Source organism: Sphingomonas sp. (assembly GCF_030145815.1).
Taxonomy (GTDB): Bacteria; Pseudomonadota; Alphaproteobacteria; order Sphingomonadales; family Sphingomonadaceae; genus Sphingomonas.
On record NZ_JAIXHL010000032.1, the window covers coordinates 19,837 to 33,119 of the forward strand.

13 protein-coding genes are annotated in these 13,283 nt (G+C 64.1%); 4 read left to right on the forward strand and 9 right to left on the reverse strand.

Annotation, left to right across the window (positions count from 1 at the left end; all coding sequences use genetic code 11):
- Positions 1-5: 5 nt before the first annotated feature.
- Together KYX69_RS20330 and KYX69_RS20335 are read right to left on the reverse strand one after the other, a co-directional pair.
- The gene (locus tag KYX69_RS20330) at positions 6-164 is read right to left on the reverse strand and encodes a CorA family divalent cation transporter (protein ID WP_254908007.1); all 159 of its coding nucleotides are present in this window, start codon (positions 162-164) and stop codon (positions 6-8) included.
- Between the two features lie 18 nt (positions 165-182).
- Entirely contained in the window at positions 183-668 is a 486-nt protein-coding gene (locus tag KYX69_RS20335) for a hypothetical protein (RefSeq protein ID WP_016743853.1), read from the reverse strand.
- A 96-nt stretch (positions 669-764) separates the two neighbouring features.
- Between KYX69_RS20335 and KYX69_RS20340 the strand changes: the two genes are divergently transcribed.
- The 4 genes from KYX69_RS20340 (at position 765) to KYX69_RS20355 (ending at position 5,912) form a co-directional block, all read left to right on the forward strand.
- Entirely contained in the window at positions 765-1,025 is a 261-nt protein-coding gene (locus KYX69_RS20340) for a hypothetical protein (RefSeq protein WP_300500882.1), read from the forward strand.
- Positions 1,026-1,763: 738 nt separating this feature from the next.
- Positions 1,764-4,466, forward strand: coding sequence for a TonB-dependent receptor (locus KYX69_RS20345; RefSeq protein ID WP_300500885.1), 2,703 nt, complete (start codon positions 1,764-1,766; stop codon positions 4,464-4,466).
- A 10-nt stretch (positions 4,467-4,476) separates the two neighbouring features.
- Positions 4,477-5,181, forward strand: coding sequence for a PepSY domain-containing protein (locus tag KYX69_RS20350; protein ID WP_004213138.1), 705 nt, complete (start codon positions 4,477-4,479; stop codon positions 5,179-5,181).
- Positions 5,178-5,912 (forward strand): PepSY domain-containing protein, encoded by a 735-nt coding sequence (locus KYX69_RS20355; protein ID WP_367280217.1) that lies wholly within the window; start codon positions 5,178-5,180, stop codon positions 5,910-5,912. The genes KYX69_RS20350 and KYX69_RS20355 overlap by 4 nt, the downstream gene beginning before the upstream one ends.
- 3 nt (positions 5,913-5,915) lie before the next feature.
- Here the strand turns inward: KYX69_RS20355 and hutC are convergent, their stop codons facing one another.
- The 7 genes from hutC to KYX69_RS20390 all read right to left on the reverse strand — a co-directional run.
- Positions 5,916-6,605 (reverse strand): histidine utilization repressor, encoded by a 690-nt coding sequence (gene hutC / locus KYX69_RS20360; RefSeq protein ID WP_230588639.1) that lies wholly within the window; start codon positions 6,603-6,605, stop codon positions 5,916-5,918.
- A 191-nt stretch (positions 6,606-6,796) separates the two neighbouring features.
- Entirely contained in the window at positions 6,797-7,234 is a 438-nt protein-coding gene (locus KYX69_RS20365; protein WP_004213035.1) for a DUF411 domain-containing protein, read from the reverse strand.
- Between the two features lie 68 nt (positions 7,235-7,302).
- Positions 7,303-8,544, reverse strand: coding sequence for an MFS transporter (locus KYX69_RS20370; protein WP_015449261.1), 1,242 nt, complete (start codon positions 8,542-8,544; stop codon positions 7,303-7,305).
- Positions 8,538-9,524 carry a copper resistance protein B gene (locus tag KYX69_RS20375; RefSeq protein ID WP_206431505.1) on the reverse strand — a complete coding sequence of 329 codons (987 nt, stop codon included), beginning with the start codon at positions 9,522-9,524 and terminating at the stop codon, positions 8,538-8,540. The genes KYX69_RS20370 and KYX69_RS20375 overlap by 7 nt, the downstream gene beginning before the upstream one ends.
- Positions 9,521-11,227, reverse strand: a complete 1,707-nt coding sequence (locus KYX69_RS20380) for a copper resistance system multicopper oxidase (protein WP_015449263.1) — start codon at positions 11,225-11,227, stop codon at positions 9,521-9,523. The genes KYX69_RS20375 and KYX69_RS20380 overlap by 4 nt, the downstream gene beginning before the upstream one ends.
- Before the next feature lie 25 nt (positions 11,228-11,252).
- Entirely contained in the window at positions 11,253-12,278 is a 1,026-nt protein-coding gene (gene adhP / locus KYX69_RS20385) for an alcohol dehydrogenase AdhP (RefSeq protein WP_037569599.1), read from the reverse strand.
- A 25-nt stretch (positions 12,279-12,303) separates the two neighbouring features.
- Positions 12,304-13,283, reverse strand: a 980-nt coding sequence (locus KYX69_RS20390; RefSeq protein WP_300500901.1) for an aldehyde dehydrogenase family protein, incomplete at its 5' end; no start/stop codon positions are given.

Below are 13,283 nucleotides of genomic sequence, written 5' to 3' on the forward strand. Positions count from 1 at the left end.
CGCCGTCAAAGCCAGTGGCTACGTTTGAACCGGATGTAGAGCCCAATGCAGACCGCAGCGATGACGCCGAGGATGACGAAATATCCCCATTGCGTCTTCAGTTCGGGCATATTCTCGAAATTCATGCCGTAGATTCCGGCAATCGCGGTAGGCACCGCGAGGATCGCAGCCCGGGCGGCAAGCTAACGGGTGATCGCACCTTGGCGCTGCTGTTCGAGCAGGTGACTCGCCTCGAACACCGAGATCAGGATGTCGCGGATGCCGGTGATGGCGCTCTCAACCCTGAGCATGTGATCGTCGAGCTTCGAAATCTGGTGGCCGTTGTCGGCACCTTCCATGGCAAGCGGGTGAAGGCCGTAATTCCCGGCGATGTCGGCAAGTTCTGTTTCGCTGGGCTGGGACATTTTGATCCACACGAAGTCATCCTTGCCGACGTGCTCGCACGCCGGATCGATCAGGGTCGCCGGCCGTAGCCGTTTGCCATTGTGACAAAGAACGGCGGCGGCGACCGGAAGCCGTGTGCCTCGCCTATTGAGACGCGCGCACAAACACTCGTCATTCTTCAAGCCCAATCGCAGGAAGAAGAAGGCGGCGCGCAGCAATTCGAGCGAGAGCTTATAGAAAATGCGGCGGAGCGTTGGGTTTCGCAGAAGGCCGCTCCCGTTCATGACGCGCGTGGCTGGGCGGCGCGCTGCCACATCAAGGGCACGCAGACTGCGAAGGTCTGCGCACCCTTGATTGGCGACCGCGAGGGTTTTCCTCTCTTGCGATGGTACCAAGCGATTGCCCGTGTGGTGCCTCTGCAATCGTGTCGCGAGGTCCTTCTCGGGGAGAAGCTGGACGGGATCGCAGCGGCGCAGGCCGAGGGGCGGATCGTCGCCGACTTCACGCCCCTGGATGTCGTCCGGCTTGTCGCCGCCCTCACCCAGCTCTGGTGCATGACCGGAGCTGCACGCGACGCTGCCGAGCACGCGGCGCGCCGGGCGACGATCATGCGGGCGGTGGGGCGACTGCTGCGCGTGTGATCGTGCGAGGCGCGAGCTGCACGCCCGCGCGCCGACCGGGACACAGCAAGCATTTTTCGCAACCTGCCGTACTGCCCAGCGGCAAAATCAGGGCGGCTCATGCACAAGCCGGCCCGTCGGCTCCGCGGATGCGATCGACGTTCGAGGACTGCGCCGCCACTGCCGAACCGGATTGGATCATCGCCAAGTGACCCAGTGGCTGCGCGACGATCTCAGGTCGCCGGACTCGTCGCACGACGTTTCGTCAGGAGTCGTTTCATCTGCCTCAAAAGGCGAACCTGCGGCTCAATCCGGAAGAAGGCGCGACACATCCAGGAAACGAGGATCAAATGCGGTCCGCATCGGTATTACTTTCCCTGGCGCGTGCAAGCTCAGCAAAGGACTAATGTTCCCGGAGCATCTCTAGCGCTATACCTAGGTATATCACGCCGACACCAATAACATGTGATCATGCCGCTTCGCATTCTTGCCGGCCAAATGTCCCGATCATCAAATCGAAGCGTGCGAGGCTGCATTAAGATATGATATTCTATCTCCTATCTCAGCAGCTTTGCAAATGGGCGCTCGCAAAAATATCTCTTCAGTCATGAGGGTTCGACGTCTGGCGTGCGTATTATAGCTATATCTATATCTAAATTTCACGAGAATAAGGTATTGGAAAAACAGGAAAAATACTGTTGACCTGTATATACAACTGACGTTGTCTGTGGCTGTTCTAAAACGTCAGGGGGATTGCACATGACCATCAGGATGGCCCTGCTCGGCAGCGCCGCCATCGTCGCGGGCTACGCCGCGCCGGCTCTCGCTCAGGCCGATCCGACACCGCAGCCAAAAGCACAAGTCCTGGGGGATGACAGCGACATCGTCGTTACCGGCTCACGAATCCGTCGGCAGGATCTGGCCGGGGTTGGACCGGCCACCGTGGTCACCGCCGAGCAGATCCAAAATACCGGCATCGTCAATATCGAAACCGCCTTGCAGCGTTTGCCGGCCAATGCCGGCTTCGCGGGCAACCAGACATCGGCCTACTGGACCAACAACGGTTATGGCACTGCTCAGGTCAATCTGCGCGGCCTCGGCATCAAGCGCACACTCGTGCTCCTCAACGGCCGACGCCTCGTCGCGGGCGGCACCGGCGCCAATTCCTCACCCGATCTCAACATGATCCCGGTCGTGGCGCTGGCACGCACCGATGTCCTCAAGGATGGCGCGTCCGCTATCTACGGGGCCGATGCCATGGCCGGCGTGGTCAACCTTGTCACGCGCACCGATTATAAAGGCCTGGGTCTCAGCGTCCGACAAGGCATTACCGAGCGCGGCGACGGCTCCGATCTCACCGCGGACCTACTTTGGGGCATTCGCAACGATCGTGGCGGGTTCATGGCAGCAGTCACCTACCAGAAGACCAGCGCCGTCAACATGGCCTCGCGTGCGCCCTGCTCGCTCGCTGAAACGACGCCGGGCTCGCTGAGCTGCGTCAACAGCGCCTCGACGATCGGCGGACGCGCGGTGCTGCCCAACGGCCAACAGATCAACTTCAACCAGGTACCCGGAGGGAACGGGAACTTCTACGAGCCTTACAGTCCCGCCAAGCACAACTTCAACTCGAACCCGTTTCTCAATGCGGTCAGCCCAGTCGAGCGCGTCAGCACGGCCTTCTTCGCGGACTATGCGCTGACCGACGGTATCCAGGCGTTCGGCGAGTTCCTCTATACGTTCCGCAAGTCGAATCAGATCGCGACACCCGGCACGCTGCGCAATCTCTCGATACCGGCCAGCAATCCGACCAATCCGACCGGCCAGAACCTGGTCCTGGCCCAGCGCCGCCTCGCCGAACCCGGCGCGCGCCACTTCTTCCAGGAGACCGATACCTGGCAAGGCACCTTCGGGCTGCGCGGCAAGCTGGCGAACGACTGGGCCTGGGAAGTCGCGGGCAGCTTCGGGCGTAACACGGCCGTCGACGGCTCGACCAACATCGCCAATCTCGAGCGCGTCGCGAACACGCTCGACAGGAGCAAATGCTCCAGCACGGCGGGCGCGGCCATCCCCTGCGGTGACTATCTTGGGTTCGGAGACCTGACACCTCAGGTTCTGGATTATATTCTGTTCACCTCGCGCGATCGCGGAGGCAACGAACTCGGCACGGTCACGGCTGACCTCAACGGCGATCTCTTCTCCCTTCCAGCCGGCGCGGTGTCCTTCGCCACCGGCGTGGTCTATCGGCGCGAAAAAGGCTGGCGCGATCCCGACCCGTTGACGGTGCTCGGCGTGGCGAACGTCAATCAGCAGGATCCTATTTCGGGCTCGAGCACCGCCAAGGAAGCCTATCTCGAGCTATCGGTGCCGGTGCTTGCCAACACAGCTTTCGCCAAGGCGCTCACGCTCGATGGCGCAGTCCGCTACTCAGACTATAATCTCTTCGGGAGCGACTGGAATTACAAGCTCAGTGCCGACTGGGTAGTCAATGACAGCATCCGTCTGCGCGGCACTTATGGGACGGGCTTTCGCATTCCCAACGTGCCGGAGCTTTTCGGCGGCGTCTCGGAGGGCAATCTGACCACGACCGATCCCTGCTCGCGCTACACCTCCAGCGGCAACGTGACCTTGATCGCCAATTGTCAGGCGTCCGGTGTGCCGGCCAACTATACGCAGCTCGGCACCACGATCCTCACCACAGTGGGCGGTAACCAGAGCCTTCGGCCCGAAAGCTCCACGACCTGGACCGTTGGTACGGTGATATCGCCGCGCGGCATCATCCCAGGGTTGTCGCTGACGGCAGACTGGTTCGACATCAAGATCAAGGACGCGATCCGGGCCATTCCCGGCTCGACCAAGCTCGCAGTCTGCTATGCGAGCCAGAACCTGTCGCACCCGTTCTGCAGCGACTTTACGCGCAGCGCGCTGACCGGCGAGGTCACTTACCTCTCCGCCCAGCCCATCAACACCGGCCGCGAGGAGATGAATGGTCTCGATCTGGGTCTGGTGTACAGTGGTGCGGTGGGCGAGGTGAAGATCTCCTTGGATCTCAACATGACCTATCTCAACAAATATGTCGTAAACCCCTTCCCCGGCGGCGCGCCGATCTATTTCGACGGGTTTATCGGGGGCGGCAATGGCGGCTATCCGAAATGGCGTGGTTATGGCGTGCTGACGGCGGAAAAGGACGGCATCAGCGCGACCTGGTCGACACAATGGATCGGCAAGGCGACCGACTTCAACGCATCGGCCGGCGACATCGGCTACCGCACGCCGAACGTCTTCTACCACAATCTTCAGCTTGCCTTCGCGATCGACGAGAAGACACGTTTCCAGATCGGGGCCGATAATCTGTTCGACCGCAAGGCGCCCTATATCCAGAGCTTCACCGATGCCAACACCGACACGATGACCTATGATCTGCTCGGACGGCGCTTCTACGCCGGCTTCCGAACCGCGTTCTGAAGGGCAGCACATGGCAATTCGCTGGCCTTTGGTCATCCGCCGGACGCACAAGTGGCTGGCCCTGATCGTCGGCGTCCAGGTTCTGCTCTGGACGCTGACCGGCTTCTATATGGTGGCCGTCCATATCGACATCATCCATGGCGACGATCTGGTCCGCCCACCGGTCGTCGCCCCCATCGACCTTGCGAGCTTCGTCCCGCCGGCGCGGATTGTTCAATCGGCTCCCGACGCGTCCGAGATCCGCCTGCAACGGTTCATGGATCAGCCCGTCTGGCGCGCGCAAACCCCGGGTGGTCCAAGACTCTTCGATGCAGGTTCGGGACAGCCCATCCCCGATTTGAGCGAGGCACAAATCCGCGCCGCCGCTCGGCGCATCTACAGCGGCACCGGGGACATCGTCGCAGCCCGGCTGCTGACGACGGCGCCACTGGAAATGCAGGCGCGCAAGCCTCCCTATTGGCAGGTCGAATTCGATGCCTGGAACCGGCCAACCCTGTATCTCTCTCCGCAGACCGGTGAGCTGATCTCGCGCCGCCATGCGCTGTGGCGCGTGTTCGATTTCGCGTGGATGCTGCACATCATGGACTATGACGATCGCTCCGACGTCAACAATCCGCTGCTGCGCGTGGCGACCTGGAGTGCCCTTGCCATGGCGCTGGCCGGGGCTTGGCTGCTGCTTTGGTCGTTCCCGCGGCGCAGGAAGAAGAAGGCATGAAGAAAATCCGGTTCACCCCGCTCTTTTTTCGGCGCATCCACAAATGGGTCGGCCTGATCCTGGGCGTGCAGTTTCTCCTTTGGGCTCTGAGCGGCTCGATGATGGCCTTGCTCGATCAGGAGAAGGTCGGCGGACACAGTGCGCAGGCCAGCCATCAGCACGCCCTACCTGCCGGTGACTATATTGCGCCGGCAAAGCTCGCTCTTGATGGTCCCGTGCTCGGCATCGCCTTGCGGTCCCTTGCCACACGCCCCGTCTACGAGCTTCGATCCACCACGGGCACGCGGCTAATCGACGCGACGAGCGGCGCCCCGGTTCGGGTCGACGAGCAGGTCGCGCGCGACGTCGCGACGATGGTGAATGAAGCACCGATCCGCAAGGCAACGTTGCTCGCCGAACCGAATGTGGAAGCGCGCGAGCACGAAGGCACCATGTGGCGACTGGATTTCGCGGACGCAGAGAACAGCAGCGCCTACATCTCCGCCGACACCGGCCGATTCCTGGTCATGCGCGGCGACACATGGCGCACCTGGGATTTCTTCTGGATGCTCCACAATATGGACTATGTGAACCGCACCAGCTTCAATCACCCGCTGATCGTCTTCGTTGCGTTCGGTACTTTGTGGCTGTCGGGGACGGGCTTCTACCTGCTGTTTAAGAGCTTCAGTCGCGCCGACGTGCGATGGTTGCGGCGCAGGCTCAAATCGGCCGTCAAGTTGGGCGCGGGCTGATCGCTAGGTCCCAACAGAAAAAGCCGCCGATAGCTCGAACCGATTGCCCGGGTGCGTGAGCCAAGCGTGCGATACGAGACGTCCGCGACTCCAGGTTCTGCGCGTCATCATTAGCACTGGTTCTCCTTCAGCGAGGCCCAGCATTGTTCGCATGGCTGTATCCGGCATCGCCGCGCACACCCGGTGCTCTACTCGCTCGAGCGGGGCAACACGTGTCAGATATTCATTCGGCGTCGAGGCGCTGAAATCCCTCTCTCCGTAGCGTGGCGCAGCAGATGCCAGCACAAAGCGCTCCTCGACCTGAATTGGGAATTCGGTCTCGTGATGGACGATAAGCGAATGGAAGAGGCGCGTGCCCAAGCCGACTTCCAGCAGAGCTGCCCTTTCCGCATCAGCCCGTATCTCGATATTATAAATGACGCGCGCGCGATAGGCGTGGCCCCTGCCGCGCACCTCCTCCGCGATGTTGCGGATCTCGATCAGCTGCCCGATCGGCCGGGGCTCGGCGACAAAGCTGCCCCGCCCCGCCCGCCGTACCACGACACCGGCCGATTGCAGTTCCCGCAACGCCCGGTTTGCGGTCATGCGCGAGACTTTGAACGTCTCGACGAGCTCGGCCTCTGACGGCGTCTGGTCGCCGGGCTTCAGGCGACCTTCCCGGATGTCCTCGAAAATGCTGTCTTTGATCGCCACATAGCGAGGTTGCTTCTCCGCACCGGCAGCGTCGACCGCGGGTTCGCCCACAGAAGCAGCTTTCGTCCGGGGAGCGGATGCGCGGCTATGGGGGCGAGCGGGAGCATGCATCAAATGACTATACAGGTGGGGGCGAGCAAGTCCCAGTCATTCAAACAGGAAATCACCAGCGAGAGCCGAGGCGTGCGTGATCAATGCCGCGCGAAGACCTTCTGGCCCGAACTGCCGAACGACACCACCGCATAGGGTTGGCGGGCGGCGCCTGCCACTTCCATGCCCTCCGAGCCGATCGGCATCCCCGCCACCGCAATGCCTCTGACGCCTACGGGACGGGTTGCCAGCAGGCGCTTGATATCGGCGACCGGGACATGGCCCTCGATCAGATAGCCATCAACCATCGCGCTGTGGCAGGATGCCAGCGTGCCCGGCATGCCGGCCCTCCGCTGAAGCGCCCCGCGCGACGCATCGTCGCGCATGACGACCGTGCGGCCCAGCTTCGCGCGAAGCGCCTGGGCCCACTTCTCACAGCATCCACAACCCGGGTCCCGGTGGACGACGACATCATTCGCCGCAAGCGCTGCGCCGGGCAGGGCGAGGAACAGCAAGGCGGCAGAAAGACGGGTCTTCATGAACGGCTCCCGGAAGCATGCGATAGGGTTCCTAATGATCTATACGCATTGATGCCCCCTACCCCTCATCACGCTGAAGATTTCACGATGGCGCGCGGCCTCCAGGCGAGCGGCAAGGACACAAGCAGCGCCAGCGACAGACCACCAATCCCCCACAAGACTAAGTGCTGCGCCCCGGGAGCGACGACGGCGATCGCCAGCGGCGCGAGCGCCTGCCCGATGCTGGCGGCGGAATGCTGGAGACCGAGCTTCAGACCCGAAGGGGCTGCCGCACCGCTGATCCAGAAGCTGGTGACCAATCGAAGGGTTGCCGAGCTCCAGCCGGCAGCAACGATGATCCCACTGAGTTCGGCCATGCTCGCGGCGACAGGGAACAGGAAGAGCGCCGCAGCCAGCAGGCCGAGCGTCAGCCCCGCAAGCCGCCTCGGCATGGTCACCAGCCAATCGAGCCTCGCATGGAAGATCTGTGCTGCCAGCATGCCCAATCCGCAGAGACTGAGCATCCAGGCGATCTCTTCGCGGCTCAGCGAAATGACGCTCCGCGTCACCAGGAGATTGACATGCATCGCCGCCAGCCCGCCGCCCGCGACGATCGTGACGAAAAGCAGGATCAGCGTCGCGCCGAGCGTCGGCGCGGGCAGGTCTCCGCCATCGATGCAAGGTGCACACCAGCGCGGCAGACGCACGGCGCAAAGCGCCGCCCCGACGGCACCGATGCCGAAAGCGAGGATCATGAGGGGAGCGCGGGGCAGGATCGCGGCCGAGACCTCCGCCACCAGCGGACCGGCGAGATCGCCCAGAAACAAGAAGGCGGTCAGCCAGGTGAAGCGCCGCGCCTGGTCCGCGCGCTCGTTTGCGGCAAAGCTCGCGCAGAGCAAGCCCAACGGTATGATGGCGGCCGACGCCATCCCCGCCACCAGGCGCAATGCATAAAGCTCAGGCAGCCCGACGAGGCCGATCGGCGCGGTCACCAGGGCGAGGATGACCAGCGCTGCGCGCAACATCGCCCGATAGTCGACCCGGTCCGCGATCCAGCCCCAGAGCGGCGCCGCCAGCAAGGCTGCCAGGGGATGGACCGCGGTCAGGCTCGCGACATGAAAATCATGAGCGCTTGACGATAGCGCGCCACGAGCCGGGTCGACCAGTGCCGGAAGGAAGGCGAGAATGGCCGTCTGTCCCGCCGACGCCGCAGCCGCCGCGAGCAACAAGACGAAAAAGGAGGCCGGCCAGCGACCGTTGGCTTGCGATCCAGCCTTGTCACGCGGCGCGTTCGCGGTCGACCCCTCGAGTGGCCATCCGCGGATCACCACCAGGCGCGCAAGCCGATCACCAGCCTGTGTTCGGAAGGCCCTTCCCCGCGCAGGCGACGGAAATCGGCCGTGCCGTCAAATGCGCGCTCCCAGACGAAGCCGATATAGGGCGCGAACTTGCGCGACACCTCGTAGCGCAACCGTCCGCTCAGCTCGACATTGCTGAAGCCGCTGCCGAGCTGCCGATCGCTCGACCGCTTCGAATAGATATTGGTCTCCACCTGCGGCGTAAGGATCAACCGATTGGTGAACAAGACCTCATAGGACGCCTTGGCGCGCGCCGCGAGACGCCCATCGGTTCCTACATAGCCGGTGAGCTGGACGTCGAACCAATAGGGCGCCAGTCCCTCGACGCCGGCGGCCAGCCAGGTGGTCGCACCCTTGCCGAGATCCTGCCTGACCCCGAGCAGCGTGCCCCAGAACGGGTTCTTGCTGTGCCACCACAGCGCCTCGACGCTGCTCTCCGGATCGAGACGTTGGTCGCGGGAGTTCTTGAGGCCCTGGCTGCGCAGCCAGAGCTTGTCATTGTCCTGACCCTTGGTGACGAGCACGGTCCAACCCACGCCCTGACCCTCGTTGCCGCTGGCGAATTCGAGCTCATCGACAAGTATCTTGGGGATCGAGAGCTTGTCGGCCATCTCATAGCCCGGCAGCGTCGAGTTGCGATAGCCGTCGGCATAATCGTCCGAGTTGCGCGCGTCCGGCGGGGCCTTGCCACCCTGCATCGAGCCCATGTCCATCGTGGCGCCGTTACCGGACGCCTTCGTGTCGGTCATATCCATGCCCGGCATGTCCATGCCCGCATGGTCCTGAGAGCCTTGCGCGGAAGGGGTGTGCTGAGCGGGAGTGGCCGTTTGGGCAGGGGTGGCGGCGGGCGACGGGGGCGAGGCATCCTGCGCGAGGGCGGGAGCCGTGATCGCCGGCGCCAGGAAGAGGGCAGCGCCAAGAGCGATGCCGCGCGAGGGGAAAATCCGGATCATGCGACCACCACCTCCCGGAACATGCCGGCCGCCATGTGATAGAGCAGATGGCAGTGGAAGGCCCATCGGCCCATGGCGTCGGCGGTGACGCGGAAGCTCACCCGCTGGGCGGGCTGGACCACGACCGTATGCTTGCGGACCTGGAAGGCGCCGTCCGGGCCTTCGACATCGCTCCACATGCCGTGCAGATGCATCGGATGCGCCATCATCGTGTCGTTGACGAAGGTGACGCGCAGCCGCTCGTTTGGCTTGAAATGAAGCGGCCTGGAATCGTTGAGCTTGATGCCGTCGAGCGACCAGATGAACCGTTCCATATTGCCCGTCAGATGCAGCTCGATGTCGCGCTCGGGCTCGCGCGGGTCGGGATCGCCGCCCGGCGTGCGCAGATCGGCCAGCGTCAGCACGCGCCAGCCGCGCCCGCGCAGCCCGGCGCCGGGATCGTCGAGATTGGTGCGCGGATAGTCGACGCGCATGTCGGTATTGGCGCCATATTCGGTGCGGGCGTGCCGTGCCCTGGCCGGCATCTCGGTCATGCCGTGCCCGGCATGCGCGTCGCCTCCCATTGCGCCCATCGTCGCCATCGCGCCCATCATGTCGACCGGCTCGAGCCAGGTCCGGGCATCGAGCGGCGGCACGGCTGCCGCCATGCCCGGGGCCGGTGCGATCGTGCCACGCGCATAGCCGCTCCGATCGATCGCCTGCGCGAAGATGGTGCGGGCGCCGCCCTCGGGCATGGTGAACTCGACGTCGTAGGTCTCGCCCGGGCCGATCCGGAATTCCTCGACCGTGACCGGCTCGACCGGCTGCCCGTCGGTCGATACGACCGTCAGCTCGACCCCGGGGATCCGCACGTCGAAGAACGTCGCCGTCCCCGCGCCGACGAAGCGCAGGCGCACGCGCTCGCCGGGCGCGGCGATACCGGTCCAGTTGCCGGCGGGCGGCGCGCCGTTCATCAGATAGGTGTAGGTCGCGGCAGAGACATCGCTGTAGTCGGTCGGGTTCATCCGCGAGCTGTTCCACATCCGCCGCCGCTCGAGCGCCTTGCCCAAGCCCATGGTGCCGACATCCTTGAGGAAATCGCCGGCGGTCGGCTGCGCAAAATTATAGTAGCTGCTCTGCTTCTTGAGATTGAGGAAGATCTGCAACGGCGGCTCGTCCGACCAGTCGCTGAGCACGATGCAATAGTCGCGATCGGGCGCCCGCGCCGTCGGCACCTGTTTTGGCTCCACGATGATCGCTCCATAGAGTCCCGTCTGCTCGGCGAGCGTGTGAGCGTGATACCAGTAGGTTCCGCTCTGGCGGACCTCGAAGCGATAGGTGAAGGTCTCGCCCGGCGCGATGCCGGCAAAGCTGATGCCGGGCACGCCGTCCATCTCCGCCGGCACGATGATGCCGTGCCAATGGATGCTCGACATCTCCTTGAGGCCGTTGCGTACGCGCAGCGTGACCGTGTCGCCTTCGCGCAGGCGCAGGACCGGCGCGGGCACGCTGCCGTTCACGGCGGTCGCGATACGGCGTTTGCCGGTGAAGTTGACCGGCAGCTCGGCGATCTCGAGGTCGAACTCGGTCCCGCTCAGCTCAGCGGGCAAGGTTGGTGCGGATCGCGCGAGAAGCGCCGGGGCGAAACCGGCGACCGCGCCGCCGATCGCCAGCCCCTGGACGAAACGGCGCCGCGCGATCGGCCGGATATGTAAGGGAGACATGAACTGTACTTTCGCGAAGTCGGCTTCAGGCGAGGTCGAGGACGATCCGGCCCTCGATGTCGCCATGATGCATGCGGGAGAAGACGTCGTTGATGTTCTCGAGCCTGTCCGCATGGACCGTGGCCTTGACCTTGCCCTCGCCGGCGAACGCCAGTGCCTCGAGCAGATCGAGCCGCGTGCCAACGATCGAGCCGCGCACGGTAATGCCGTTCAGCACGGTGTCGAAGATCGACAACGGGAAGTCGCCCGGCGGCAGGCCGTTGAGCGCGACCGTGCCGCCGCGCCGGACCATGCCGAGCGCCTGCTGGAACGCCTTGGGCGAAACGGCGGTCACCAGCGCCCCGTGCGCGCCGCCAATGGCTTTCTTGAGCGCTGCCGAAGGGTCCTCGTTGCGCGCGTTGACCGTCAGTGTGGCGCCAAGGCGTGTAGCGAGGTCGAGCTTGCTATCGTCGATGTCGACCGCGGCCACATTGAGACCCATGGCTCGGGCATATTGCACCGCCATGTGGCCGAGCCCGCCAATGCCGGAGACGACCACCCACTCGCCGGGTCGGGCCTCGGTGGCCTTCAATCCCTTGTAGACGGTGACGCCCGCGCAGAGGATCGGCGCAATGTCGAGGAAGTCGACATTGTCGGGAAGGTGACCAACATAGTTGGGATCGGCGAGGACATATTCGGCAAAGCTGCCATTGACCGAATAGCCGGTGTTCTGCTGTTCGTGGCAAAGCGTCTCCCAGCCACCCAGGCAATGCACGCAGTGCCCGCAGGCGGTGTAGAGCCAGGGCACACCGACCCGGTCGCCTTCCTTCACATGGGTGACGCCTGCACCGACGGCGGCGACATGCCCGACGCCTTCATGGCCAGGAATGAAGGGCGGGTTGGGCTTGACCGGCCAGTCTCCTTCTGCCGCGTGCAGGTCGGTATGGCACACGCCGGTTGCCGCAATCTTGACCAGGATCTGCCCGGGGCCGACCGCCGGGATCGGCGCCTCCTCGATGACCAGGGGCTTGCCGAATTCGCGGACGACCGCCGCCTTCATGGTTTTCGCCATGTCCGTTTCTCCTTTGAGCGAGGGGTCAGAACAGGCCGAGCGCGTGCTCGTCATAGGAGACGAGCAGGTTCTTGGTCTGCTGATAATGGTCGAGCATCATCCGGTGATTTTCACGCCCGAAGCCCGACGCCTTGTATCCGCCGAAGGCGGCATGGGCGGGGTACTGATGATAGCAGTTGGTCCAGACCCGCCCGGCCTCGATCGCGCGGCCGAGCCGGTAGGCGGTGTTGCCGCTCCGGGTCCAGACGCCCGCGCCAAGACCGTAGGCGGTGTCGTTGGCAAGTGCGATCGCCTCCTCGACCGTCTTGAAGGTGGTGACCGACAGGACGGGACCGAAGATCTCCTCCTGGAAGATGCGCATGTGGTTCTGACCCACGAACACCGTCGGCTGCACGAAATAGCCCTGGTCGAGCGCACCGCCCGGCAGCGCCCTGGCGCCACCGACCAGACACTGCGCGCCCTCGGCCTTGCCGATATCGATATAGCCCAGGATCTTGTGGAGCTGGTCCTCCGACGCCTGCGCGCCGACCTGGACCGAGGGGTCGAGCGGATCGCCCTGGCGGATCGCGGCGACGCGCGCCACGGCGCGCTCGATGAAGCGGTCGAAGATCGACTCATGGATCAGCGCACGCGACGGGCAGGTGCAGACCTCGCCCTTGTTGAACGCGAACAAAGTAAAGCCTTCGAGCGCCTTGTCGAAGAAGGCATCGTCGTCGTCGAGCACGTCCGCCATGAAGATGTTCGGCGACTTGCCGCCAAGCTCCATAGTCTGGGGGATCAGATGGTCGGCGGCCGCATGCATGATCTGCTTGCCGGTGACGGTCTCGCCGGTGAACGAGACCTTGGCGATGCGCGGATTGGCGGCGATCGCCTGGCCGACGGTCCGTCCCGGGCCGGTAACGACATTGAGCACGCCGGGCGGCAGGATGTCGGCGGTGAGCTCGGCGAACATCAGCAAGGTGAGCGGCGTCTGGGATGCGGGTTTGATGACGGTGCAGTTGCCCG